This is a genomic window from Burkholderia sp. BCC1047, from assembly GCF_902833155.1.
GTDB classification, from domain to species: domain Bacteria; phylum Pseudomonadota; class Gammaproteobacteria; order Burkholderiales; family Burkholderiaceae; genus Burkholderia; species Burkholderia sola.
The window spans coordinates 89,460-115,204 of record NZ_CADFEH010000020.1 but is presented as its reverse complement, the minus strand read 5'-3'; the positions used below and the strand labels follow the sequence as shown (position 1 = coordinate 115,204).

Genomic DNA, 25,745 nt, shown 5'->3' with positions numbered 1-25,745 from the left:
GACGACGGCAATTCGAAAGGAAGAGGATAATTATCGCACTTCGCTTTCGCCAACGCGCCGGGCGGGCCGCCCGATGAAGATCCGCTGGCTGCCTGCGCTGCTGATCCTCGTCGTCGTCGCCGTCACGATCCGGCTCGGTTTCTGGCAGCGCGACCGCGCGCACCAGAAGGAAGCGCTGCAGGCGAGCATCGCGCGCTACGAGCAGGCGGCGCCGGTCGAGCTCGGCGCGCAGCCGGTGCCGCTCGCGTCGATCGAGTTTCATCGCGTACGGGCAAAGGGCCGTTTCCTGCCCGAGCAGGCGGTGTTTCTCGACAATCGGCCGTATAACGACCAGCCGGGTTTTTACGTCGTGATGCCGTTTAAACTCACGGGCGGCGGCGTCGTGCTCGTGAACCGCGGCTGGCTGCCGCGCAACATCGCCGATCGCACGGCGATCGAGCCGTTCGCGACGCCGGCGGGCGACGTCGAGATCGTCGGCATCGCGCGCGCCGACGCGTCGCGCGCGTTCGAGCTCGGCGAAGGCGGGTCGGCCGCGCACCAGAAGATCCGGCAGAACCTCGACGTCGCCGCGTATGCGAAGGAAACCGGGCTGCCGCTGCAGCCGTTCGTGATCCAGCAGACGAGCGACGACGGCGACAAGCTCGTGCGCGACTGGCCGGCGGCGACGACCGGCGTCGAGCGCAATTACGGTTACATGTTTCAGTGGTGGGCGATGGCGGCGGCCGCGCTCGGCTTCGGCCTGTACGCCGCGCGGCGTGCGGCGAAGAAGTCGGCCGGCGCGTGAGCGTCATGCCAGGACGCGGCGCCGGCGCCGCGGGTTCGTTTCGAGAGGTCTGATTTGTCCATGCAATCTTCCCGTCAGGGTCCGGCCGCTGCGCCGATGTCGCCCGCGGCCCGCAAGCGCGGCCGCTGGATGCTCGTGCTGCTCGGTCTCGTGTGCGCGGCGCCGATGATCGCGTCGTACTTCACCTATTACGTGATCAAGCCGAAGGGCGGATCGACGAACTACGGCACGCTGATCGAGCCGCAGCGCCCGATTCCGGCGGATCTGCAGGTCACCGACGAAACCGGCAAGACGGTGCCGCTGTCGTCGCTGCGCGGGGTCTGGCTGTTCGTGATGACCGACCGCAGCGCGTGCGACGACGCGTGCGCGCAGAAGCTCTATTTCATGCGCCAGATCCGCGTCACGCAGGCGGGCGAGCGGCACCGGATCACGATGGTGTGGCTGCGCAGCGATGCGGGCGCGACGCCGCAGAAGGTGCTGGACGCGTATCCGGACACGCGCCGGCTCGTCGCCGATCCGGCCGCGGTGGCCGCGTGGCTGCCGGCCGACGCCGGCACGAAGGACAGCGACCACATCTACATGGTCGACCCGAACGGCAACCTGATGATGCGTTTCCCGAAAGACCCGAATCCCAGCAAGATCAAGTCGGACGTGACGAAGCTGCTGAAGTGGTCGAGCATCGGTTAAGGCGAGAGAACGAGGCACCATTCCGATGTCGTATCTACTGCAACTCGGCCTGATCGGCGCGTGCATCGCGCTGCTGCCGCTGTCGTACGTGTGGGTGAAGGCCGACGACGACAAGTTCCGCAAGCTCGTGTGGATCACCACGTTCCTGACGCTCGATCTCGTGATGTTCGGCGGCTTCACGCGGCTGACCGATTCGGGGCTCGGCTGCCCCGACTGGCCCGGCTGCTACGGCACGTCGTCGCCGTTCATCGCGCACGCCGCGATCACGGCCGCGCACCAGGCGATGCCGACCGGCCCCGTCAGCATGACGAAGGCGTGGATCGAGATGATCCACCGCTATTTCGCGATGGCGATCGGCGTGCTGATCATCGCGCAGGTCGCGATCGCGTGGGCCGCGCGGCTGCGCCGCCGCCCGCTGCACGTGTCGCCGTGGTGGCCGACGAGCCTGCTGCTGCTGATTCTCGTGCAGGGCGCGTTCGGCGCATGGACGGTCACGATGAAGCTGCAGCCGGTGATCGTCACGATTCACCTGCTGCTCGGCCTCACGCTGCTCGGCACGCTCGGCTGGCTCGCGGCGCGGCAGACGCCGCTGCCGTCGCATGACCCGGAGGCCGGCCGCTACCGTGCGGCCGCGCTCGCCGCGCTCGTGCTGCTGGTCGTGCAGATCGCGCTCGGCGGTTGGGTGAGCACCAACTACGCGGTGCTCGCGTGCACCGACTTCCCGACCTGCAACGGCCAGTGGATTCCGCCGATGGACTTCCAGCACGGCTTCCACCTGTGGCGCGCGCTCGGGATGACGAAGGACGGCGACGCGATCACGCAGGACGCGCTGGTCGCGATCCACTGGACGCATCGCACGTTCGCGTTCGTCGTGGTCGCGTACCTGGTCGCGTTCGCGCTGAAGATGCGCCGCTTCGAATCGCTGCGGCGGCCCGCGAACGGCGTGCTGCTGGTCGTCCTGCTGCAGTTCGTGACGGGCCTGACCAACATCGTGCTGCAGTGGCCGCTGCCCGTCGCCGTCGCGCACAACGGCGGGGCCGCGATCCTGCTGCTGCTCGTCGTCATGTTAAACTTTCGCATCCTTTCAAGCCGCCCCGGCCGTGTCGCGCAGCCTGCGCGCGACGTCGCCCCGGCGTGACCGTCCCCATGCAAAGCACCCTCTCCCAATCGCCCGGTAGCCGCTTTTCCCAGTACATGGCGCTGACGAAGCCGCGTGTCACGCAGCTCGCGGTGTTCTGCGCGGTGATCGGCATGTTCCTCGCGACGCCGGGCATGGTGCCGTGGCACGTGCTGATCGGCGGCACCGTCGGCATCTGGCTGCTGGCCGGCGCCGCGTTCGCGATCAACTGCCTCGTCGAACAGAAGATCGACGCGATGATGCGCCGCACCGCGTGGCGTCCGTCCGCGCGCGGCGAGATCACGACGCCGCAGATCCTGCTGTTCTCGGCCGTGCTCGGCAGCGTCGGCGCATGGACGCTCTACACGTTCACGAATCCGCTGACGATGTGGCTGACGATCGCGACGTTCGTCGGCTACGCGGTGGTCTACACGCTGCTGCTCAAGCCGATGACGCCGCAGAACATCGTGATCGGCGGTGCGTCGGGCGCGATGCCGCCGGCGCTCGGCTGGGCCGCCGTCACCGGCGCGGTGCCGGGCGACGCGTGGATCCTCGTGCTGATCATCTTCGTGTGGACGCCGCCGCATTTCTGGGTGCTCGCGCTCTATCGCCGCAAGGATTACGAGAACGCCGGGCTGCCGATGCTGCCCGTCACGCACGGCGAGAAGTTCACGCGGCTGCACATCCTGCTGTATACGGTGATCCTGTTCGCGGTCACGATGATGCCGTTCATTTCCGGGATGAGCGGGGCCGTCTACCTGACGAGCGCGGTGCTGCTCGGCGCGGTGTTCCTCGCGTATGCGTGGAAGATCCATCGCGACTATTCGGACGCACTCGCCCGCAAGGCCTTCCGCTACTCGATCGTCTATCTGTCGCTGCTGTTTGTCGCGCTGCTCGTCGATCACTATGCACGCCCGCTGCTCGGCGTGTAACCGCACGGTTTGAACGCAATGCTCCCATCACGGTTCGGGCGCCGCGCGCGCCAAGGCTGGATGCTCGCGTGCGCATTCACGGCAGCGCTGCTGCTCGCCGGATGCGACAACGCGCCGAAATTCCAGAATCTCGACATCACCGGCAACACGCAGTTCGGCAGCGACTTCTCGCTGCCCGATACGACCGGCAAGGTCCGCACGCTCGCCGACTTCAAGGGCAAAGCCGTCGTGATGTTCTTCGGCTATACGCACTGCCCGGACGTGTGCCCGACCACGATGGCCGAGCTGTCCGAAGCGCTGAAGCAGCTCGGGCCCGATGCCGCGAAGCGCGTGCAGGTGCTGTTCGTCACCGTCGATCCGGAACGCGACACGCCGGCGCTGCTCGGCCAGTACGTGCCCGCGTTCGATCCGTCGTTCATCGGCCTGCGGCCGGCCGACGAAGCGGCGCTGAAGAAGGTCACGAAGGATTTCCGCGTGTACTACGCGAAGGTGCCCGGCAAGACGCCCGGCAGCTACACGATGGACCATACGGCCGCGAGCTACGTGTTCGACCGCGACGGCAAGCTGCGCCTGTTCGTGCGCGATGGCCAGGGCCCGGCGCCGTGGGTCCACGACCTGAAGCTGCTGGTCGACTGACCGGCAGCCGCCGGGCGCACGGCCCGGCGTTTCGCGTGACGGCCGTTTCGCGCCGTCACGTTTTCCCGCTCGCTTCGTTGTGCGCATGCGCTGCCCGCCGGGCGGCGCGTCGGCATGCGCGCGTATTGCGCTGAAGCCGTGCCGAAGCCGCGTTACGGCAGCGCCGGCACGTTGAAGCCGGACGCGGCGCGCGTGATCCGGAATTCCGTCACGCGATAGGTGGCGAGCCCCTCGGTGACGAACGGGTCGGTTTCAAGGATCGCGTCGAGTTCGTCGCGATCGATGCGGGCCGCGAGGATCATGCCGCCTTCGCGCGGCACCTTCGGCCCCGCCGCGATGAAGATGCCCTTGTCGAACTGCGGCTGCAGATACGCGCGGTGGCGTTCGAGCGCGTCGTCGATGCGCTCGAGCGACGCGGTGTAGTGGATGTCGATGACGTACATGGATGGCCCTGGAATGATGCCGGCGCTTTGCGTGCCGGCCGGCCGGTCTTTTTAGCACAGCGGACGCGGGCTGTCGCGCCGCCGCCGCCGCGTGACGGACGGCGTGCCTGTCGATCGCCGGTTCGCCGCGGCGGCGCGTATTCAAGATGTAAGCATCGATGCCGTAAATGAAAGAGCAACCGTTTGCGCGCGGCAGGCCGTTCGCGCGCCGGATGCATCGACATCGACAGAGGCACGCAGATGAGCAGAATGAGTTTGAACCGCAAGCTGTGGCTCGCGCTTGCGCTGGTATGGATCGGTCTTCTGGGCGTCGGCGCATGGAGCGCCTACGAGACGCGCGCGACGATGCTCGCCGAACGCAAGGCCGGCATCGCGAATCTCGTCGACTCGGCGGCGGGCATCGTGAAGGCCTATCACGCGCTCGCGCAGAGCGGCACGATGCCCGAGGCCGACGCGAAGCGCGACGCGCTCGCGCGCCTCGCCGCGATGCGCTACGGCGATTCGGGCTATGTGTTCGTGATGGATTCGAAGCCGGTCGTGCTGATGCACCCGACGCTGCCGAAGCTCGTCGACACGCAGGTCGGCGACTATCTCGATCCGGACGGCAAGCCGCTGTTCGTGACGATCCTGAACGCGGCGAAGGCGACCGGCAGCGGGTTCGCCGAATATCGCGGGCGGTTGCCGCACAGCGAGACGGCCGTGCCGAAGATCAGCTACGTCACCCGATTCGCGCCGTGGGACTGGAACATTTCGAGCGGCGTGTTCCTGAAGGACATCGACACCGTCTATTACCGGACGCTGCTCGGCCATCTGGCCGTGGTGTTCGTGATCGGCTTCGTGATCAGCGCGGCGATGCTGGTGATCATCCGCAACGTGCGCGGCAGCCTCGGCGGCGAGCCGGACGAAGCGGCCGCGCTCGCGACGCGCATCGCGCAGGGCGACCTCACGCAGCCGGTGCCGGTGCGAGCCGGCGACCGCACGAGCATGATGGCCGCGATGCACGACATGCAGGCGCGGCTGCAGGCGACGATCGGCGGGATTCGCCAGTCGGCTGAAGCGATCGCGTCGGCGAGCCGCCAGATCTCGGCCGGCAACGACGACCTGTCGCAGCGCACCGAGGAGCAGGCCGCGTCGCTCGAGGAAACGGCCGCGAGCATGGAGCAACTGACCGCGACGGTGAAACAGAACGCGGACAACGCGCGGCAGGCGAGCGGGCTCGCGAACAACGCGTCGGACATCGCGCGCACCGGCAGCGACGTCGTGAACCGCGTGATCGGCACGATGGGCGAGATCGACGACAGCTCGCGCAAGATCGCCGACATCATCGGCGTGATCGAGGGCATCGCGTTCCAGACCAACATCCTCGCGCTGAACGCGGCAGTCGAGGCCGCGCGCGCGGGCGAGCAGGGCCGCGGCTTCGCGGTGGTCGCGGGCGAGGTGCGTTCGCTCGCGCAGCGCAGCGCGACGGCCGCGAAGGAGATCCGTGCGCTGATCGTCGATTCGGTCGAGCGCGTGCGCAACGGCTCGACGCTGGTCGGCCAGGCCGGCACGACGATGGGCGAGATCCTGCAGGCGGTCGCGCGCGTGACCGACATCATGGGCGAGATCGCGGCCGCGTCCGAGGAGCAGGCGAGCGGCATCACGCAGGTCGGGCGCGCGGTCACGCAGATGGACCAGGTGACGCAGCAGAACGCGGCGCTGGTCGAGGAAGCGGCGGCTGCGGCCGCGTCGCTGCAGGAACAGGCCGCGCGGCTGCGCGATGCGGTCGGTTCGTTCCGGGTCGGCAATACCGGCGGCCCGTCGGCGCGCGGGGCCGGCGGCAGGGCGGCCGAACCGGCATTCGGCGGCGCGAAGGCGGTCGACGAGGTGGTGGCGGCGTGACGGGTGTCGGCCGATGGGCTGATGAGCCGATGCATCGACGAGAAGGTGCAACTAACGGCTGAATCGGGCATCGGCCGCCGGCACTGCGCTGGTGCATACCCATATGAGCGGGATGTATTTCACTTCCCGCCGATCCTGTGACACCATTTGCCCCTTCCTGCGAGTCCGGGCATACCCGTATCGCGCCCCATTTCAAGTAAGCAAGAAAGCGAGAAACAGATGAAGCGTCGCAGTCTCCTGAAGGTATTTTCCGTGCTGGCCACCGGCGCCGCGCTGACGCTGTCGGCAGGCGCGCATGCCGAAGACAAGGTGATCAAGGTCGGTACGGTCGCCGGCCCGGATGCGGAAGTGTGGCAAGTCGTGCAGAAGGTCGCGAAGGAGAAGGAAGGCCTGAACGTGAAGGTCATCGAGTTCAACGACTACGTGCAGCCGAACGCGGCGCTCGATTCGGGCGACCTCGACGCGAACAGCTTCCAGCATCAGCCCTACCTCGACAGCCAGGTGAAGCAGCGCGGCTACAAGATCGTCAGCGCGGGCCTGACCTACATTTCGCCGATCGGCGTGTATTCGAAGAAGTTCAAGTCGCTGAAGGATCTGCCGCAGGGCGCTAAGCTCGCGGTGCCGAACGATCCGTCGAACGAGAACCGCGCGCTGCTGCTGCTGCAGACGCAAGGCGTGATCAAGCTGAAGTCGGGCGCCGGCACGGGCGGCAACAACGCGACGGTGCTCGACATCGCCGAGAACCCGAAGAAGCTGAAGATCTCCGAACTCGACGCCGCGCAACTGCCGCGCGTGCTGTCGGACGTCGACGCGGCGGTGATCAACACGAACTACGCGCTGGCCGCGAACCTGCAGCCGACCAAGGACGCGATCGCGCTCGAAGCGCTGACGAGCCCGTACGCGAACCTGATCGCCGTGCGTGCGAAGGACAAGGATCAGCCGTGGGTGAAGAAGCTGGTGAAGGCTTACCAGTCGCCGGAAGTGAAGGAATTCATCAAGAAGCAGTTCAAGGGATCGATGGTCGCGTCGTTCTGAACGCGATCGGTTGATCAAATGAAGGCCTGCACGTGTGCAGGCCTTTTTTTCGTGTGCGGTGGGTTTTCATATCGGTGCGCGTAAAGGCGGGCGACCGCGCGGCGTTCAGCGCGCGCTCACATCTCGCCGCGCCGCGAGCAGATCGACATGATCTGCTGGATCGCATAGTTGTCGCGCACGCCCGGTAGCGACTGCACCACGCACTCGTGAAAGCGCCGTTCGCGCGGCAGCAGCATCGCGTTGTTGCGGTACAGCGCATCGCACGAGCGCTGGATCAGCTGCGCGGCGGCGCCGTTGCGGCTTTCGCGCAGCGCATTGAGCATGCAGTCGTCGTATTGCGTGTTGCCGTCGGTCAGCGCGAATGCTGCTCCCGGCAGCGCCAGCGCGACGGCCGCGCATGCGAGCGCACGAATCGTTCGTTTCAAGTCCCCTCCGATGGTGTGGGTCGGGTCGGCGGACAGCATAACGTAAAGCTGTGAGTGCGGTTGACGCGTTGCGCCGGGGCGGCGCGGCGCGCCGTCGTATGGCGGGCGGGCGAAGGCGGCCCATCGTAATTTGGTCGGAAGCCATTTTGACGGGAACGGGCGATGCGGCTTAGTGCCGACATCTTTGAATCACCTTTCCGGAGATCGATATGACTTCAGATGCGGATGAGTCGGCCACACGCGGCACGCAACGCAACCTCCTTACTTGTCGCACGAGCGAGCTCGAGGTGGCCTATGAAGTATCAGGCCCGCTCGACGGACTGCCGCTTGTCCTTGTCCATGGATGGCCGGACGATGTCCGGTGCTGGGACAAGACTATCCTGCACCTCGGGCTGAGCGGCCAGCCGTTCCGAATCTACGCGCCCTATCTGCGCGGATCGGGACCGACGCGTTTCTTGAATCAAGATACGATGCGCAGCGGCGCGATCGCCGCTTTGACGCTTGATCTGTCGCAGTTCATGGAAACGCTGAATTTGACGGATGTCATTCTCGCCGGGTATGACTGGGGCGCGCGCGCGGCGTACGGAGTCGCTGCCCTGTTTCCCGAAAGAGTCAGAGGCCTGGTTACCGCCGCGGCGGGCTATGCCACCGCGATGCCGGCCAACGAAATGCCCTATGAGCTGGCCAACGCCTATTGGTATGAGTGGTACGTCGCCACGACGCATGGAATGACGGCCTATCGAGAGGATCGCGAACGATTGTGCCGATACTTGTGGAGCAGCTGGTCGCCCGCTTGGCCCGATAGGGAGAGCGACTTCCAGGCGATGGTCGGCTCGCTCGACAATCCCGACTGGGCCGACATCAGCCCATGCTTATCGGCAGCGCTGGCATGATGCGCCGGGCGCGGAGCAGCACGAGCAGGTGGAACGACAATTGGCGGCCGCGCCGACGATCCGTATCGACACCATCATGCTCCAGGGTGCGGAAGACCGCGACAATTTGCCCGTCACTTCCGAAAACAAGGCGCGGTACTTTTCCGGGCGCTATGAACGCCGCCTGCTGCCTGGAACAGGACACTTCGTCCCGCGCGAGGCGCCGGATGTCTTTGCGGAGGCCATCCGCGCGATTGCCGGGCGGTGAGCAAGTCGCTCTTATCGGAAGGATGGAGGCACCCGCGGCGAATCGGCCCGGCGCCATGGAAACCACGCTGCAATCGCGCGAGGATGCTAGAATAACTGTATATTTATACAGTATTCGGGGCGTGACCGTGACCTCCGTTGCCACAGTTTCTTCGCCGTTACGTCCGTCAGACGAGCGGACGCGTTCGATCGATGCGCTGCTTGACGAAAGCATGTCGCCCGGATCGGGAGGCATCACCCTTTGGCGCGGCTCGCAACTCGCGCGCGGCGGTCCGCGCACGATCGACACGGGCTTCGCGCCGCTGTCGGCCGAGCTGCCGGGCGGCGGCTGGCCGGTCGGCGGCCTCGTCGAACTGCTGGCCGCGCAGCCGGGCTGTGGCGAGATGCGGCTGCTCGCGCCCGCGCTCGCCCGCGCCGTCAGCGCGCGGCGGCCGCTCGCGCTCGTCGCGCCGCCGCAGTCGCCGCATGCCACCGCGCTCGCCAGTCTCGGCGTGCCGGCCGACACGCTGCTGTGGCTGCGCGCCGGAAGCCGCACCGATGCGCTGTGGGCCGCCGAGCAGGCGCTCAAGACCGGCTGTTGCGGCGCACTGCTGCTCTGGCAGGACGCGCGGCCCGATGCACTGCGCCGCCTGCATCTTGCGGCCGCGCGCACCGGCGACACGCTGTTCGTGATGCTGCGTCCGCTGTCGGCCGCGAAGCAGCCGTCGCCGGCCGTGCTGCGCGTCGCGCTGTATCCGGTGCCGGGCGGCGTGTCGCTCGACATCGTCAAGCGTCGCGGGCCCGCGCGCAGCGAGCCGCTCGTGCTCGATTTGCCGTCGCCCATCGTGGAGAGCCGCTATGCGCGTCTTGCTCGGCATCCATCTGCCGCGCCTGCCGCTCGACGTGTGCGCCCCGCCGCCGTCTGACGCAGCGGCCGGCGAGGCTAGCGACGCCGGCTGTGCGGTGCTCGAGCAGGGCGTCGTGCTGATCGCCGATGCGGCCGCGCGCCGACAGGGCGTGCGCGCGGGCATGAAGCGCGGCGGCGTGCTGACGCTCGCGCCCGCGACGCAGCTCGTCGAACGCGATCCCGCCCGCGAAGCCGATGCGCTGCGCGCGGTCGCGCTCGCGCTGCTGCGCTTCTCGCCGTGCGTCGCGCTCGACGACGAAGCCACGCTGATCGTCGACGTCGGCCCGAGCCTGCGCCTGTTCGGCGGGCTGCCGTCGCTGTGCCGCCAGGTGCGCGCGACGCTCGCGGCGCTCGGCTATGCGGCGCGCCTGTCCGCCGCGCCGACCGGGCGCGGCGCGTGGCTGCTCGCGCGCACGTCGGCGCGCTCGCGCATCCGGCGCCGCGTCGCGCGTCACGCGTCGCTCGTCCGCACGCTCGACCGGCTGCCCTGCGTGCTGCTGCCCGACGCGCGTCCGTATGCGGGCTGGTTCGACGGCCTCGGCTGTCGCACGTTCGCCGATCTGCGCCGCCTGCCGCGCGCGGGGCTGCAGCGGCGCTGCGGTCCCGCGCTGCTGGCCACGCTCGATCGTGCGTACGGCGAAGCGGTCGAGCCGCTCGCGTGGATGGCGGTGCCGCCCGTGTTCGACGTGCGGCTCGAATTGCCGGAGCGCATCGAATACGCGGAAGCCGTGCTGTTCGCCGCACGGCGGCTCGTCGTGCAGCTGTGCGGCTGGCTGGCCGCGCGGCAACTGTCGCTGGCCGCGATGACGTTCGATCTCGAGCACGAGCGCGGCCGTCAGGCCGTGCCGCCGACGCCGCTCGAACTCGCGTTCGCGGCGCCCGTGCGCGACGAAGCGCATTTCATGCGACTGCTCGGCGAGCGGCTCGCGCGCGTCGAGTTGCCGGCCGCGGTGATTGCGGTGCGGCTGAAGGCGACGCGCGTCGAATCGGTCGCGCCGCCGGCCGACGATCTTTTTCCCGAGCCGGGCGGTACGCGGGAAACCCGCGAGCGGTTGCTCGAGCTGCTGGTCGCGCGGCTCGGCGCGGATAACGTATTGCGCGCGGCGCCTGTCGCCGATCATCGTCCCGAGGTCGCGAACCGCTGGTTGCCGCTCGATGCGCAAGCGGGCAAGCCTGTTGCCGGTCCGCCCGCCGCGCCGCCGCGTCCCGCGTGGCTGCTGGCCGAACCGCTGCCGCTTCTGATGCGCGGCGAGCGGCCGGTATTTCATACGCCACTCCGAATGATGTCGTCGGCCGAGCGGATCGAGGCCGGGTGGTTCGACGGACAGTTGATCGCACGCGATTACCACGTCGCGCAGGACGAAGAGGGCGCGTGCTACTGGGTATTCATGGAGCGGACGAGCAGTCAGGCTGCCCCGCGCTGGTTCCTGCACGGTTTGTTCGGGTGAGCGGAGATGGCTGCGGAATTCAGTTTGCTGCCCGATTACGCGGAGTTGTTCTGCCGCTCGAACTTTTCGTTCCTGCATGGCGCGTCGCATGCGGACGAACTGGTCGAGCGTGCGGCGGAACTCGGCTATCGCGGGATCGCGATCACCGACGAGTGTTCGCTCGCCGGCGCGCCGCGCATGCATGTCGCCGCGAGGGCGAAAGGGCTGCCGCTCGTCATCGGTTCGTATTTCGACGTCACGCCGGATGAAGTCGCGCCCGGCCAGGATCCGGGCCCCGGTGCGTTCGGACTCGTGTTGCTCGCGCAGAACCGCGAAGGGTACGGCAATCTTTCCGAGCTGATTTCATGGCGGCGGATGGAGGCGCCGAAGGGAACTTACCGGCTGACGTCGCGAATGTTGTCGAGGCCGCCTGAGAAATTCGCCCATCTGCGCGGCATGCCCGACTGCTTCGCGATTCTCGTGCCGACGTATCCGGTGCGGGCGGCCGTGCTCGACGTACAGGCCGCATGGTTTCGCGCGACGTTCGGCGAGCGCGCGCGGCTCGGGCTCGTGCAGTTGCAGCGTGCGCTGGATGGTGCGCAGCGCGACGGGATTCGTGAGACCGGCAAACGCCGCGGCGTGCGCATCGTCGCGCTTGGCGACGTGACGATGCATGTGCGCTCGTGCAAGCCGCTACAGGACGTGATGACGGCGATTCGCGTCGGCATGCCGGTTGCAGAGTGCGGGTATGCGCTCGCGCCGAATGCGGAGCAGCATCTGCGCTCGCGCGGGCGGATTGCGAAGTTGTTTTTGTCGGCCGAGATCGCGGAGACGTGTGCGATGCTCGATGCGTGCGATTTCGAACTCGACACGCTGCGCTACGAGTATCCCGACGAGATCGTGCCGAAGGGGCTCACGCCGACGCGCTATCTGGAACAGGAAACCTTCGCGGGAGCGGCCGATCGTTATCCGAACGGCATCCCGGAAAAAGTAGAGCAGCAGATCCGGTACGAACTCGATCTGATCGCCCGGCTGAAATACGAACCGTTCTTCCTGACCGTCTACGACATCGTCAAATACGCGCGCAGCCAGAACATCCTGTGCCAGGGCCGCGGCTCGGCCGCGAATTCGGTGGTCTGCTATTGCCTCGGCATCACCGAAGTGAATCCCGAACAAAGCACGATGCTGTTCGAGCGCTTCATCAGCGCGGAACGCGGCGAGCCGCCGGATATCGACGTCGACTTCGAGCATCAGCGCCGGGAAGAGGTGATCCAGCACATCTACGAAAAATACGGCAAGGATCGCGCCGCGCTCGCGGCGGCCGTTTCGACGTATCGTCCGCGCGGCGTGCTGCGCGAAACCGGCAAGGCGCTCGGCGTCGATCCGATGCTGGTCGATCGGGTCGCGAAGGGGCATCGCTGGTTCGACGGCAGCCGCGATCTGCTGCAACAATTCGCGTCGACCGGGCTCGATCCCGAAACGCCGCTGATTCGCACATGGGCCGCACTGGCGGGGCGCTTGCTCAACTTCCCCCGTCACCTGTCGCAGCATTCGGGCGGCTTCGTGATCAGCCGCGGCAAGCTCACGCGGCTCGTGCCGGTCGAGAACGCGGCGATGGACGGGCGGCGCGTGATCCAGTGGGACAAGGACGATCTCGAGGCGCTCGGGCTGATGAAGGTCGACGTGCTCGCGCTCGGCATGCTGTCGGCGCTGCATCGCGCGTTCGACCTGCGCACCGCATGGCGCGGGCCGCCGGAGCCGGACGGCGAACCGTTTACGCTGAAACACATTCCGCAGGACGACAAAGCAACCTACGACATGATCTGCCGTGCCGATACGGTCGGCGTGTTCCAGATCGAATCGCGTGCGCAGATGTCGATGCTGCCGCGGTTGAAGCCCCGCCACTATTACGACCTCGTCGTCCAGGTATCGATCGTGCGGCCCGGCCCGATTCAGGGCGGCGCGGTGCATCCGTATTTGCAGCGGCGCAGGATCGTGGCCGGCGAAGAGGAGGGGGAGGTCACGTATCCGAGCGACGCGCTCAAGGAAGTGCTCGTTCGCACGCTGGGTGTGCCGATCTTCCAGGAACAGGTGATGCAGATCGCGATCGTCGCCGCGGGTTTTACGCCTGGCGAAGCGGACGACTTGCGTCGCGCGATGGCCGCATGGAAGCGCAAGGGCAATCTCGAGAAATATCAGGACAAGATCATCAGCGGGATGCTCGAACGCAACTACACGCGCGAATTCGCCGAACAGATCTTCGAGCAGATCAAGGGCTTCGGCGAATACGGTTTTCCCGAAAGCCATGCGGCCAGTTTCGCGAAACTCGCGTACGCGAGCAGCTGGCTCAAGTGCCACGAACCGGCGATCTTCCTCGCCGCGCTGCTGAACAGCCAGCCGATGGGGTTCTACCCGCCGTCGCAACTCGTGCAGGACGCGAAGCGTCATCGCGTGAAGGTGCTGCCGATCGACGTCACGCAAAGCAACTGGGAGGCCGCGCTCGAAGCGCTGCCCGATCAGCCGCCGCCACACGGCCAGCCGGCCGTGCGGCTCGGCCTGTCGCTCGTGCGCGGTCTTGGCGAAGCCGCTGTGCGCCGCATCGAAGCCGCCCGCGCCGCCGGCCCGTTCGACAACGTCGACAACCTCGCCCGGCGCGCGCAGCTCGAACGGCGCGATCTCGAAGCGCTCGCCGCCGCGAACGCGCTCGCGACGCTCGCCGGCCATCGCCGCGATGCGCTGTGGCAGGCCGTCGCCGCGGCGCCGGAGCGCGACCTGCTCGCCGCCGCGCCGATCGACGAGGTGGAGCAGCCCGCGCTCGGCGCGCCGTCGGAAGCCGACGACATCCTCGCCGACTATCACACCACCGGCCTCACGCTGAACCGCCACCCGGTTGCGCTGCTGCGGCCGGCGTTGCGCGCGCAGCGGCTGTCGTCCGCGGCCGAGCTGCGCGATCGCCCCGACGGCCGGCTCGCACGCGCCTGCGGGCTCGTGATCGCGCGGCAGATGCCGGGCACCGCGAAGGGCGTGATGTTCATGACGCTCGAAGACGAAACGGGCTGCGTGAACGTGATCGTCCGGCCCGAGCTGCTCGCGCGGCAGCGTCGCGAAACGCTCGATTCGCGGCTGCTCGCGGCGTCCGGCGTGTGGCAGGTCGTCAGCGACGTACGGCACCTCGTCGCGCAGCATTTCGAGGATCTGACGCCGCTGCTCGGCGGCCTGCGCACGTCGAGCCGCGAATTCCACTGACGCCTGCATCGCGCCGGCCTGCTCGGCAGGTGCATACCAGTTGGCCAAATTGGTTCTATTCCGGTCTCATATTCGCATCCGAAACCCGGCCGAACGGTGCACCGGAACCGTCCCTTTGCATACCACTTCGGGTAAATCCCTATCCCGCACTGCGTTGTAAACAAAGGCTTTGCCGGCACTAAAACGCTTGCCGCGCAAGGCTTTCGGCGATTTCCGCGGCGCTAATACCAGTTCGTTGACTGGTATTATGGTGGTTATATAATGCGTTCACTTTCGACGGTCCGAGATCGTCGTCCGACACCCGGAGGCACATGGAAACCGGCTGGTCCGAACTGGCGCCCGATCCCCTCGACGACACGCCGCTCTATCTGCAGCTCGCCCGCAATCTGGCGAGCGCGATCCACGCCGGCGCGTGGCGGGCCGGCGAGGCGCTGCCGTCGGAACGGCTGCTGTCGGTGTCGGTCGGCGTGTCGCGGATCACCGCGCGTCGTGCGCTCGCGCTGCTGGTCGAGCAGGGCCTGATCAAGCGGGCGCGCGGCGCAGGCAGCTTCATCACGCCGCGTGTCGCCGATCCGCTGTCGCGGCTCGTCGGCTTCACCGCGAAGATGGAGCAGCGCGGCTTCGTGCCCGATTCGGTGTGGCTGGCGCGCACGCTGCGCGCCGCGAGCCGCGACGAGCTCACGCATCTCGGTCTCGCGCCCGGCGCGACGGTCGCGCGGCTGGAGCGGCTGCGCCGCGCGGACGGCATCGTGATGGCGGTCGAGCATTCGACGCTGCCGGCCGCGGTGGTGCCCGATCCACAGGCGCTCGGCGCGTCGCTGTACGAATACCTCGAGGCGCGCGGCATGACCGTCGTGCGCGCGTTGCAGCACTTTCGCGCCGCGAACGCGACGCACGCGATCGCGAAATGGATGGCGGTGAAGCCGGGCTCGGCGCTGCTGGTGATCACGCGGATCGGCTACGGCGCCGACCAGCGCGCGATCGAAGTGACCGAAACGTATTGCCGCGACGACTACTACGACTTCGTCGCCGAACTGAAACGCTGACGCGCGAGGCTGCCCGCGCACCCCGCGCAATCGCGATGGAACGCAATCGCGCGCAATAAATCGCAACGGATTGGCCAATCACGACGCGGATGCCCGCGTCACCCGATCATCAAGAGAACGTCATGCTGACTGGCAACATCCTCACCTCCGACGGCTGGATTCTCGGTTCGCTCGATAGCGAGAACGGCCGCATCACCACGCTCGACGGCACGCCCGTCGATCCCGCGACGAACGACGCGCCTTACATCCTGCCCGGCTTCATCGACCTGCACGTGCATGGCGGCGGCGGCGCCGACGTGATGGAAGGCGGCGATGCGATCGAAACGATCGCTCGCACGCACGCGCAATTCGGCACGACGAGCCTGCTCGCGACGACGATGACCGCGCCGCGCGACGAACTGATGGAGGTCGTCGCGAACCTCGGCATCGTCGCCCGCACCCGCACGCCCGGCGGCGCGCGCGTGCTCGGCGTGCATCTCGAAGGCCCGTACATCAACCCCGGCAAGCTCGGCGCGCAGCCGGACGCGGCCGTGTCGGCCGTGCTCGACGAGGTGCTGAAGTACCTGTCGATCGCGCCGATCCGCGTCGTCACGCTCGCGCCGGAAATCGCGGGCCACATCGAGATCATCGGCGAGATGGCCGCGCGCGGCGTGCGCGTGCAGCTCGGCCACTCGCTCGCGACCTACGACGACGCGGTCGCCGCGCTCAAGCACGGCGCGTGCGGTTTCACGCACCTGTTCAACGCGATGTCGCCGCTGCATCACCGCAACCCGGGCCTCGTCGGCGCGGCGCTCGCGCACGCCGAGTACGCGGAAATCATCCCCGATCTGCTGCACGTGCATCCGGGCGCGATCCGTGCGGCGCTGCGCGCGATCCCGCGCCTGTACGTCGTGACCGACAGCACGTCCGCGACCGGCATGCCCGACGGCGAATACCGGCTCGGCAGCCAGCACGTGACGAAGTGCCTCGGCGGCGTGCGGCTCGCCGACGGCACGCTCGCCGGCAGCACGCTGACGATGGACCAGGCGCTGCGTAATCTCGTATCGCTCGGCCTGCCGATCGCCGACGTGTCGAACCGGATGTCGCGCTACGCGGCCGACTACCTCGGCATCGCCGATCGCGGCCGCCTCGAGCGCGGCGCATGGGCCGACCTCGCGGTGTTCGATCGCGACCTGAACCTCACCGCGACCTATGTCGAAGGAGAATCGATTGTCGAATATGCTTAAGGAAGCGCGCGAGTCCGCCCAGGTCGTCGCCGCGCAACTCGCCGACACCGCGCGCGTCGAAGCGCTCGCCGGCCAATTGCTCGATCACCCGCCGGCCGTCGCGCTGACGGTCGCGCGCGGCAGCTCGGATCACGCCGCCAGCTATTTCGCGAGCCTGACGATGAGCCGCCTCGGCGTGCCGGTCGCGTCGCTGCCGATGTCGGTCGCGACGTTGCAGCAGGCGCCGCTGAAGGTGCAGGACCAGCTCGCGCTCGCGTTCTCGCAGTCGGGCAAGAGCCCCGATCTCGTCAACACGATGGCCGCGCTGCGCGAAGCCGGCGCGCGCACCGTCGCCGCCGTCAACGTGCTGCCGTCGCCGCTCGCCGACGCGTGCGAGCACCAGTTGCCGCTGCTGGCCGGCCCCGAACTGTCGGTCGCCGCGACGAAGAGCTATATCGCGATGCTGTCGCTGTCCGCGCAGATCGTCGCGTACTGGCAGCGCGACGCCGCGCTGATCACCGCATTGCGCGGCTTGCCCGACGTGCTTGCGCAAGCCGGCCGGCTCGACTGGTCGCAGGCCGTCGCCGCGCTCGCGGGGGTCGAGCGGATGATCGTGATCGGTCGCGGCCTCGGCCTCGCGCTCGCGCAGGAAGCCGCGCTGAAGCTGAAGGAAACCTCCGGCATCCAGGCCGAGGCATTCTCGAGCGCCGAAGTCCGCCACGGCCCGATGGAGCTGATCGACCGCGACTATCCGCTGCTCGTGTTCGCGCCGCCGGGGCCCGAGCAGGCCGGCCTGCTGCAGCTGGCCGCGGACATGCGCGCACGCGGCGCCGCCGTGCTGCTCGCGGCGCCCGCCGGCACGCCCGGCGTATCGGGCACCGTGCTGCCGCTCGCGCAGTCGGCCCATTCGGCGCTCGACCCGATCGCCGCCATTCTTTCGTTCTACGTGATGGCGGCGGATCTCGCCGTCGCGCGCGGCCGCAATCCCGACACGCCGCGTCACCTGAACAAAGTCACCGAAACGCACTGATAGTCGAGAAAGCCGATGAGACGCGCCGAGGAATCCCAGTTGAAGAGCCCCAACCACGATCAGATCGTCCTGCTTAGCCCGTTGACGGGGCCGATCGTTCCGCTGGCCGACGTGCCCGATCCGGTGTTCTCCGGCGGGATGTTCGGCGACGGCATCGGCATCGACCCGCTCGAAGGCCGGCTCGTCGCGCCGTGCGCGGGCGTCGTGTCGCATCTCGCACGCACCGGCCACGCGGTGACGATCACGACGCCGCAAGGCGCGGAAGTGCTGCTGCACATCGGCATCGACACCGTCGAGCTGAACGGGCAGGGCTTCGTCGCGCACGTCGAAGCCGGCGCGCGCGTCGAAGCGGGCGCGCTGTTGATCGAGTTCGACCAGGACGCGGTCGCGCGAAACGCGCATTCGCTGGTGTCGGTGATCGCGATCGCGAATTCCGACGCGTTCGAGGTCGTCGATCGCGCGAGCGGTTTCGCGACGGCCGGCGAGACGCCGTTGCTCGCGCTGCGCGGCAAGGGCGAAGCCGCCGCGCAGGCGGCGCAGGCCGGCGCGGCCGCGCACAACGAAGTGCGCCGCGAAATCGTGCTCGCGCAGCCGGGCGGCCTGCATGCGCGGCCGGCCGCACGGGCGCGGGAAGCCGCGCGCGGGCTCGACGCGAGCGTCGACGTGCTGTTCGACGGCCGCAAGGCGTCGATCGCGAGCGTCGTCGGCCTGCTCGGTCTCGGCGCTGGCGAAGGCGCGACGGTGGAGCTGGTCGGCCGCGGCGCGCATGCACAGCAGGCCGTCGACGCGGTCGATCGCGAGCTGCTGCGCGAAGCGCACGGCGAACTGGAGGAAAAGCCGGCGCGGCTGAAGTCGCCCGCGCCGCAGACGGTCGCACGCCACGCCGGCGCGCCGCGCGATGGCGCGCCCATTGACCCGAACACGCTCGCCGGCGTGTGCGCCGCGCCCGGCATCGCGGTCGGCACGCTGGTGCGTCTCGACGATGCGGACATCGTGCCGCCCGAGCAGGCGACCGGCACGCCGGCCGCGGAAAGCCGCCGCCTCGACCAGGCGCTGAAGGCGGTCGACGCCGAACTCGGCGAAACGGTGCGCAACGCATCGGCGCGCGGCGCGGTCGGCGAAGCGGGCATCTTCGCGGTGCATCGCGTGCTGCTGGAAGACCCGACGCTCGTCGACGCGGCGCGCGACCTGATCAGCCTCGGCAAGGGCGCGGGCTTCGCGTGGCGCGCGACGATCCGCACGCAGATCGACACGCTGTCGAAGCTCGACGATGCGCTGCTCGCCGAACGCGCGGCCGACCTGCGCGACATCGAGAAGCGCGTGCTGCGCGCGCTCGGTCACACGAGCGGCGCCGCGCGCGCGCTACCCGATGAGGCCGTGCTCGCGGCCGACGAATTCACGCCGTCCGACCTGACGTCGCTCGATCGCGAACGCGTGACCGCGCTCGTGATGGCGCGCGGCGGCGCGACGTCGCACGCGGCGATCATCGCGCGGCAGCTCGGCATCCCGGCGCTGGTGGCGGTCGGCGATGCGCTGTACGCGATTCCGGACGGCACGCAGGTCGTCGTCGACGCGAGCGCGGGCCGGCTCGAACACGCGCCGACCGCGCTCGACGTCGAGCGCGCGCGGCACGAACGCCAGCGCCTGGACGGCGTGCGCGACGCGAACCGGCAACTGGCAGGTGTAGCGGCCGCGACCGTCGACGGCCGCGCGATCGAGGTCGCCGCGAACATCGCGACGCTCGACGACGCGAATACCGCGGTCGACAACGGCGCCGACGCGGTCGGCCTGCTGCGCACCGAACTGATGTTCATCCATCGTCAGGCCGCGCCGACGGCGGTCGAGCACCAGCAGAGCTACCAGTCGATCGTCGACGCGCTGCAGGGCCGCACGGCGATCATCCGCACGCTCGACGTCGGCGCGGACAAGGAAGTCGACTACCTGACGCTGCCGCCCGAACCGAACCCGGCGCTCGGCCTGCGCGGCATCCGTCTCGCGCAGGTGCGCCCCGATCTGCTCGACGATCAGTTGCAGGGCCTGCTCGCGGTGAAGCCGTTCGGCGCGGTGCGCATCCTGCTGCCGATGGTGACCGACGCAGGCGAACTCGTGCGGCTGAAAAAGCGCATCGACGAATTCGCGCGCGCGCAGGGCCGCAGCGAGCCGATCGAGGTCGGCGTGATGATCGAGGTGCCGTCGGCCGCGCTGCTGGCCGACCAGCTCGCGCAGCACGCGGATTTCCTGTCGATCGGCACTAACGACCTCACGCAATACACGCTCGCGATGGACCGCTGCCAAGCCGATCTCGCCGCGCAGTCCGACGGCCTGCATCCGGCCGTGCTGCGCCTGATCGACATCGCGGTGCGCGGCGCGGCGAAGCACGGCAAGTGGGTCGGCGTATGCGGCGCGCTCGGCGGCGATCCGCTCGCGGTGCCGGTCCTGGTGGGCCTCGGCGTGACCGAACTGTCGGTCGATCCGGTGTCGGTGCCGGGCATCAAGGCGCGCGTGCGCCGTCTCGATTACCAGTTGTGCCGTCAGCGCGCGCAGGATCTGCTCGCGCTCGATTCGGCACAGGCGGTAAGGGCAGCAAGCCGCGAGGTCTGGCCGCTCGACTGAACGTCGGCGGCGGGCGCGCGACCCGTATCACTACCAAAGCAATCACCTCAACGACGATTCATGACGAGACAAGGATTGGAGGACTGAATGAACGGGAATCCGTTTCTGAAAATACAGGGTCTAGGCCGCGCGCTGATGCTGCCGATCGCGGTATTGCCGGTCGCCGGCATCCTGCTGCGGCTCGGCCAGCCGGACGTGTTCAACATCAAGATGATCGCCGACGCCGGCGGCGCGATCTTCGACAACCTGCCGCTGTTGTTCGCGATCGGCGTGGCGGTCGGCTTCGCGAAGGACAACAACGGCGTGGCGGCGCTCGCGGGCGCGATCGGTTACCTGATCGAAACCGCGATCATGAAGGACATCGATCCCAAGCTGAACATGGGCGTGCTGTCCGGGATCATCGCGGGTGTCGTCGCGGGCCTGCTGTACAACCGCTATAAAGACATCAAGCTGCCGGACTACCTCGCGTTCTTCGGCGGCAAGCGGTTCGTGCCGATCATCACGGGGCTGGTGTGCGTGGTACTCGGGATCGTATTCGGGTACGTGTGGCAGCCGGTCCAGCATGCGATCGACGCGGCCGGCCAGTGGCTGACGACGGCGGGCGCGATCGGTGCGTTCGTGTTCGGCTTCCTGAACCGCCTGCTGCTCGTCACCGGCCTGCACCACATCATCAACTCGCTCGCATGGTTCGTGTTCGGCAACTTCACGCCGCCGGCCGGCGGCGAGATCGTGCACGGCGACCTGCACCGCTTCTTCGCGGGCGACCCGACCGCGGGCACCTTCATGGCCGGCTTCTTCCCGATCATGATGTTCGGCCTGCCGGCCGCGTGTCTCGCGATGCTGCACGAAGCGCCGAAGGAGCGCCGCGCGATGGTCGGCGGCCTGCTGTTCTCGATGGCGCTGACGTCGTTCCTGACCGGCGTGACCGAGCCGATCGAATTCAGCTTCATGTTCCTCGCGCCGGTACTGTACGTGATCCATGCGGTGCTGACGGGGCTGTCGCTCGCGATCTGCCAGATCCTCGGCGTGAAGCTCGGCTTCACGTTCTCGGCCGGCGCGATCGACTACGTGCTGAACTACGGGCTGTCGACGAAGGGCTGGATCGCGATTCCGCTCGGTATCGCGTACGGCGTCGCGTACTACGGGCTGTTCCGCTTCTTCATCCGCAAGTTCAACATGGCCACGCCGGGCCGTGAACCGGCATCGACCGACGCGGCCACGGAATCGTACGCATCGGGCGGCTTCGTCGCACCGGGCGCGGCGGCCACGGCTGCCGCACCGCGTGCGCAACGCTACATCGCCGCGCTGGGCGGGGCGGCCAACCTGTCGGTCGTCGACGCGTGCACGACGCGCCTGCGCCTGACCGTCGTCGATCCGGAGAAGGTATCGGAGCCGGAACTGAAGTCGATCGGCGCACGCGGCGTGCTCAAGCGCGGCGGCAACAGCGTGCAGGTGATCATCGGGCCCGAGGCCGACATCATCGCCGACGAAATGCGTGCCGCGATCGGCAGCGGCGCGACCGGCGCGGCAGCAACGGCGCCGGCCGCCGCCGCGCAGCCCGTCACGGGCGCGGCCGCCGGCCCGCTCGATCCGGAGCCGGCCCGCTGGCTCGCAGTGTTCGGCGGCGCGACCAACGTCGTGTCGCTCGATGCGGTGGCCACCACGCGCCTGCGCGTGGTCGTGCGCGATCCGTCGGCGGTCGATCGCGAGCGTCTCGGCACGCTCGACGTCGCATGGGTGTCGCTCGACACGTTCCACATCGTCTGCGGCAACGCGGCGGCACGCTATGCCGAACAGCTCGGCGCGCGCCTGCCGCCGTCGGGCGGCGGGGCGGCCGCGCAACCGGCGTGATGCGGTGAAGCCGGCCTGAGCGATCCGCGCGGCGGATCCGGGCCGGTGGTCAAAAGAACAACGGCTTGCGACGTACGCGTCGCAAGCCGTTTTCTTTTGGGGCGGGCGATGCGCGATGCGTTTGCCCGCCTCGCGTATCGCCGGATGCCTTCTTCAGCCGTTCACGGATTCGTCAGCGTGAAGGTCGGCTTCCGGTAGCCGACGCCGGCGCCCTCGAGCTTCGGCAATTCGCGTTGCGTGAGCAGCGTCGCGAAGCCGGCCCAGTCGCGCTGCAGCGCGGCGACGTCGACGTGATGCGTGTCGCCGCGCCTGAAGCGCACGCCGGCCGCATACGGCAGCTCCCAGTCGGCCCGGTGCCACGCGCGCTCGGCGAGCGCGAGCAGCCGCGGGTAGGTCATGTATTCGAGGAAGGTGTCGTTGCGCATCACCTCGCCCCACGCCTGGCCCTGCATGCCTTCGATGCGTGGCGCCGGGCCCGTGCCCGTCACCTCGAACGCGTTGCCGTCGCGGTCGCCCATCACTTCGGCGTTCTGCGGCAGGTTCTCCGGCGCGAGCGAGAACACCTTGTACTCGTCGGTCGCGTGCGAGCCCCAGTAGTAGCCGCGCTCGCGCGGATTGAGCGTGTACGGGAAGTCGAAGTACAGGTAGTCGGGCAGCGCGAGCACCGTCTGGTAGCCCTTGCCGCTCAGGTCGCGCGCGCTGTCCGACGCGCCCCAGAAGATCGTGTCCCACAGCGACACCATCACGTGGCGCGTGCTGAAATCCTGCGGCCCGTTCGCGTGCTTGATGCCGTCCTGCCACGCGGCCATCGTGCCGATCCCGTTCGCGTTGACGGCCGCGCTCACCTGTTTCGCGAAACGCGTCGGCAGCTCGTCGATCGACTTGATCTCGCCGCGCTGGAGCAGCGCCGTGCACGCGGGCGACCGCGCCCAGGGCTTGTCCTGCGCGGCCAGGTCGATGCGCCCCTTGTTCGGGTCGGTGCCGTTCAGCGGCTGGAAGCCGCCGCCGAGGAAGATGTTCTTCGCCTCGTCGCCGCCGTAGTGCCAGGTCTGCAGCGGCGCCTGCGCGTCCGCGTGCATCGCCGCGATCTCGCGGATCACCTTCGACGCGAAGTTCAGCGCGCCCGGCACGCACGGGTTCAGGTCGCTGCGCCGGTCGTAGAACTGCACCGTCGTCAGGTTCGTCGTGTCTTGCGGGTCGAGCAGCCGATACGCATTCGCTTCCTGCTCGCGGCCGGCCGCGTGCAGGCGCCGGTAGCGTGCCTCCATCGTCACGACGGCCGCGCGGGCGTGCGCGGGCATGTCGATCTCGGGGATGACCTGCACGAAGCGCGCGGCCGCGTAGCGCACGAGCGCCACGTAGTCGTCGCGCGTCAGGTAGCCGCCGCCCGAGCGGTTGTCGGGGCCGGAGCCGAGCTGCGGCAGCAGGCAGCGCGTCTCGCCCGGGTCGTGACAGCGGCGCGAGCCGATCTCGGTCAGCTCGGGCAGGCCGGGAATCTCGATGCGCCAGCCTTCGTCGTCGGACAGATGCAGGTGCAGGTGGTTGAGCTTGTACGCGCTCATCTGGTCGATCAGGCGGCGCAGCGTCGCCGGCTGCTTGAAGTTGCGCGCGAGGTCGACGTGCATCCCGCGATGCGTGAAGCGCGGCGCATCCTCGACCAGCATCGCCGGGATCGCGCCGCCGCCTGCCGGCGCGAGCGAATAGAGCGTCTGCACGCCGTAGTAGAGGCCCGCGCGGTCGTAGCCTTCGATCAGCACGCCGCGCGGCCCGATCGCGAGCCGGTAGCCGCCCGGTGTCGCGAGGTCGGCCGGCAGCCGGCGCGGCGCGACGAAGCCGCGCACCGGCACGCGTGCGCCGTCGAGCCCGAGGGTCGTCGCGCGCTCGCGCAACGCCGCGACCTGCGCGTCAGGCAGGTCCGGCAGCGCGAGTTCGACGCCGCGAAGCTCGAGCGTGCCGGGCAGCGGCAATTCGCGCTTCACGCTCGGCAGCGCGCGGGCCGGATCGGGCCGCGCGGCCACCGGCGGCGCGTTGCCGGTCGAGTTGTTCTGCGCGTCGGCCGGCAGCGATTCGACGTAGCGCAGCTCGTTGTCGGTGTCGTTGTAGCGCAGCACGGCCGGCGGCGCGCCGTCGACGACGACGTACGGGCGCGGAATCACGTCGCTGTAGCGCAGCAGCCAGTATTCGGCGACGAACGGTAGCTCGATGCGCTCGCCGGGCGCGAGCCGCACCGAGCCCGGCTGCGGCGTCAGTTCGTACAGGTCGCCGGTGAGCCGCCGCAGCGCGAAGCCGGGGCGATCGATCCGCAGCAGGCGGCGGATGCTGTGCAGGTAGAGCTTCCAGCCGCCGTCGGCGATCGCCTGGTGGCCGCGGTTTTGCAGGATCAGGCGGCCCGTCGCGCAGGCCGCGCCATCGGCGCCGAGATCGGCGCACGGCACGCCGGCCGCGGCCGCGTGGTTGTTGTCGACGGCGACGCGCAACGCGAGGCCGTTCGACAGCTGTGTCGCGAGGCTGGCCGCCTGGGCGCCGGCCGCTTGCGCGCTGCCGGCAGTCGCGCCGGCGGTGGCCGACGCCGGCAGCGCCGAGATCGCAGCGGGCGACAGCACCGCGAGCAGCAGGCCGGCAATGAGGGAGGGCAAGGTACGCTTCAATTCGAACTCCTGAGAAAAAGAGGGCGTGGCGGCGCCGTGACGCGACGTCGCTGCGATCGGGTCTTTCAGTGGAGCTGCGGGAGATACCAGCACGCGGGGCGATGCGGCAGCCCCGCGCACAATCGGCACGCGGGGGCGTGCGTTACGGAACGGGAGGCGGGCATGCGTGCCGATCGGATCGGCGCGGCGGCGTGCGCGGATTCATCGGCGGTCCATGACGTTCGCCGCGGCGACGAGCCGGCCGCGGCCGGCGGCGCCCGGTTGGCCGCGCACGAGCACGAGTACGACGACGGCGCGCGCCGTGGCACACGGACGTCGACACGGCGCGCAGGCGCACGCCACATACGGGAATCGCATGTCTCCCCCACCCAGAAGGAATCGGCCTGTCAGCGGCCGTGTCCAACGATCTTATGAAACCTTTTATTGGTATTCAAGTGGTATCAATCTGGCGCTAAATTGGCATCGATGCACGACGTGTGCCCGCGCGGCCAGTACGAAAAAAAACCTCGCGCGAAGCGAGGTTCTTTCTCTTCCGGACGGCGGCGCGCGATCGATCGGCCGCGCGCGTCACCCGTCAGTGCATCGGTGCGTCAGTCGCGGCGCGCCCGCACGGACGCTTCCTGCGTCTTCTGCCGCGCTTCGAGCCACATCGCGTTGACGATGCCGAACGACAGCGCGACGCCGATACCGAGAATCCAGCTGAAATACCACATG

General features: G+C 68.7%; 21 protein-coding genes. 17 read left to right on the top strand and 4 right to left on the bottom strand.

Annotated features, from left to right (window positions below; translation table 11 throughout):
- The first annotated feature begins 73 nt into the window (after nt 1–73).
- From HWX55_RS21005 to HWX55_RS20985, 5 genes are read left to right on the top strand one after another with little or no spacing between them, the layout of a single operon-like run.
- A complete protein-coding gene (locus HWX55_RS21005; RefSeq protein ID WP_244140617.1) occupies nt 74–784 on the top strand; it encodes an SURF1 family protein in 711 nt (236 codons plus the stop codon).
- A 60-nt stretch (nt 785–844) separates the two neighbouring features.
- A complete protein-coding gene (locus HWX55_RS21000) occupies nt 845–1,471 on the top strand; it encodes a cytochrome c oxidase subunit I (RefSeq protein ID WP_050014811.1) in 627 nt (208 codons plus the stop codon).
- A 25-nt stretch (nt 1,472–1,496) separates the two neighbouring features.
- Complete coding sequence (locus HWX55_RS20995) at nt 1,497–2,609, top strand: COX15/CtaA family protein (protein WP_050014814.1); 1,113 nt, start codon at nt 1,497–1,499, stop codon at nt 2,607–2,609.
- Nucleotides 2,610–2,617: 8 nt separating this feature from the next.
- Nucleotides 2,618–3,520 (top strand): heme o synthase, encoded by a 903-nt coding sequence (cyoE, locus tag HWX55_RS20990; RefSeq protein ID WP_050014816.1) that lies wholly within the window; start codon nt 2,618–2,620, stop codon nt 3,518–3,520.
- A gap of 18 nt (nt 3,521–3,538) precedes the next feature.
- Nucleotides 3,539–4,156 carry an SCO family protein gene (locus HWX55_RS20985; protein WP_050014818.1) on the top strand — a complete coding sequence of 206 codons (618 nt, stop codon included), beginning with the start codon at nt 3,539–3,541 and terminating at the stop codon, nt 4,154–4,156.
- A gap of 152 nt (nt 4,157–4,308) precedes the next feature.
- Here the strand turns inward: HWX55_RS20985 and HWX55_RS20980 are convergent, their stop codons facing one another.
- Nucleotides 4,309–4,599 (bottom strand): YciI family protein, encoded by a 291-nt coding sequence (locus HWX55_RS20980; protein WP_126363448.1) that lies wholly within the window; start codon nt 4,597–4,599, stop codon nt 4,309–4,311.
- 240 nt (nt 4,600–4,839) lie between these two features.
- Between HWX55_RS20980 and HWX55_RS20975 the strand changes: the two genes are divergently transcribed.
- Nucleotides 4,840–6,480 carry a methyl-accepting chemotaxis protein gene (locus tag HWX55_RS20975; RefSeq protein ID WP_175977137.1) on the top strand — a complete coding sequence of 547 codons (1,641 nt, stop codon included), beginning with the start codon at nt 4,840–4,842 and terminating at the stop codon, nt 6,478–6,480.
- 219 nt (nt 6,481–6,699) lie between these two features.
- On the top strand, nt 6,700–7,515 hold the full coding sequence (locus HWX55_RS20970) for a MetQ/NlpA family ABC transporter substrate-binding protein (RefSeq protein WP_175977136.1): 816 nt from the start codon (nt 6,700–6,702) through the stop codon (nt 7,513–7,515).
- Nucleotides 7,516–7,631: 116 nt separating this feature from the next.
- On the opposite strand, the gene HWX55_RS20965 is transcribed toward HWX55_RS20970, so the two are convergent.
- Nucleotides 7,632–7,940: a VF_A0006 family four-cysteine protein gene (locus tag HWX55_RS20965; protein ID WP_175977135.1), complete on the bottom strand. Its 309-nt coding sequence runs from the start codon at nt 7,938–7,940 to the stop codon at nt 7,632–7,634.
- A 209-nt stretch (nt 7,941–8,149) separates the two neighbouring features.
- On the opposite strand from HWX55_RS20965, the gene HWX55_RS20960 reads away from it, so the two are divergent.
- The 10 genes from HWX55_RS20960 to nagE all read left to right on the top strand — a co-directional run bounded on the left by HWX55_RS20960 (nt 8,150) and on the right by nagE (nt 22,383).
- Nucleotides 8,150–8,833, top strand: coding sequence for an alpha/beta hydrolase (locus HWX55_RS20960; RefSeq protein WP_244140616.1), 684 nt, complete (start codon nt 8,150–8,152; stop codon nt 8,831–8,833).
- A 28-nt stretch (nt 8,834–8,861) separates the two neighbouring features.
- Nucleotides 8,862–9,080, top strand: coding sequence for an alpha/beta hydrolase (locus HWX55_RS36160; RefSeq protein ID WP_244140615.1), 219 nt, complete (start codon nt 8,862–8,864; stop codon nt 9,078–9,080).
- A gap of 211 nt (nt 9,081–9,291) precedes the next feature.
- Nucleotides 9,292–9,984 carry a translesion DNA synthesis-associated protein ImuA gene (gene imuA, locus HWX55_RS20955; RefSeq protein WP_175977134.1) on the top strand — a complete coding sequence of 231 codons (693 nt, stop codon included), beginning with the start codon at nt 9,292–9,294 and terminating at the stop codon, nt 9,982–9,984.
- Nucleotides 9,917–11,413 (top strand): DNA polymerase Y family protein, encoded by a 1,497-nt coding sequence (locus HWX55_RS20950; RefSeq protein ID WP_175977133.1) that lies wholly within the window; start codon nt 9,917–9,919, stop codon nt 11,411–11,413. Before imuA ends, HWX55_RS20950 begins: the two co-directional genes overlap by 68 nt.
- Nucleotides 11,414–11,419: 6 nt before the next feature.
- Nucleotides 11,420–14,638, top strand: a complete 3,219-nt coding sequence (locus tag HWX55_RS20945; RefSeq protein WP_175977132.1) for an error-prone DNA polymerase — start codon at nt 11,420–11,422, stop codon at nt 14,636–14,638.
- A 311-nt stretch (nt 14,639–14,949) separates the two neighbouring features.
- On the top strand, nt 14,950–15,684 hold the full coding sequence (locus HWX55_RS20940) for a GntR family transcriptional regulator (protein ID WP_175977131.1): 735 nt from the start codon (nt 14,950–14,952) through the stop codon (nt 15,682–15,684).
- A gap of 122 nt (nt 15,685–15,806) precedes the next feature.
- Nucleotides 15,807–16,910, top strand: coding sequence for an N-acetylglucosamine-6-phosphate deacetylase (gene nagA, locus HWX55_RS20935; protein ID WP_050014925.1), 1,104 nt, complete (start codon nt 15,807–15,809; stop codon nt 16,908–16,910).
- On the top strand, nt 16,903–17,919 hold the full coding sequence (locus HWX55_RS20930) for an SIS domain-containing protein (RefSeq protein WP_175977156.1): 1,017 nt from the start codon (nt 16,903–16,905) through the stop codon (nt 17,917–17,919). Before nagA ends, HWX55_RS20930 begins: the two co-directional genes overlap by 8 nt.
- 15 nt (nt 17,920–17,934) lie before the next feature.
- Nucleotides 17,935–20,532 (top strand): phosphoenolpyruvate--protein phosphotransferase, encoded by a 2,598-nt coding sequence (ptsP, locus tag HWX55_RS20925; RefSeq protein WP_175977130.1) that lies wholly within the window; start codon nt 17,935–17,937, stop codon nt 20,530–20,532.
- 87 nt (nt 20,533–20,619) lie between these two features.
- The gene (gene nagE / locus HWX55_RS20920) at nt 20,620–22,383 is read left to right on the top strand and encodes an N-acetylglucosamine-specific PTS transporter subunit IIBC (RefSeq protein ID WP_175977129.1); all 1,764 of its coding nucleotides are present in this window, start codon (nt 20,620–20,622) and stop codon (nt 22,381–22,383) included.
- Between the two features lie 161 nt (nt 22,384–22,544).
- Here the strand turns inward: nagE and HWX55_RS20915 are convergent, their stop codons facing one another.
- Nucleotides 22,545–25,031: a family 20 glycosylhydrolase gene (locus HWX55_RS20915; protein ID WP_175977128.1), complete on the bottom strand. Its 2,487-nt coding sequence runs from the start codon at nt 25,029–25,031 to the stop codon at nt 22,545–22,547.
- 590 nt (nt 25,032–25,621) lie between these two features.
- Nucleotides 25,622–25,744, bottom strand: coding sequence for a cytochrome bd-I oxidase subunit CydX (gene cydX, locus HWX55_RS20910; RefSeq protein ID WP_060733353.1), 123 nt, complete (start codon nt 25,742–25,744; stop codon nt 25,622–25,624).
- Nucleotide 25,745 lies beyond the last annotated feature (1 nt).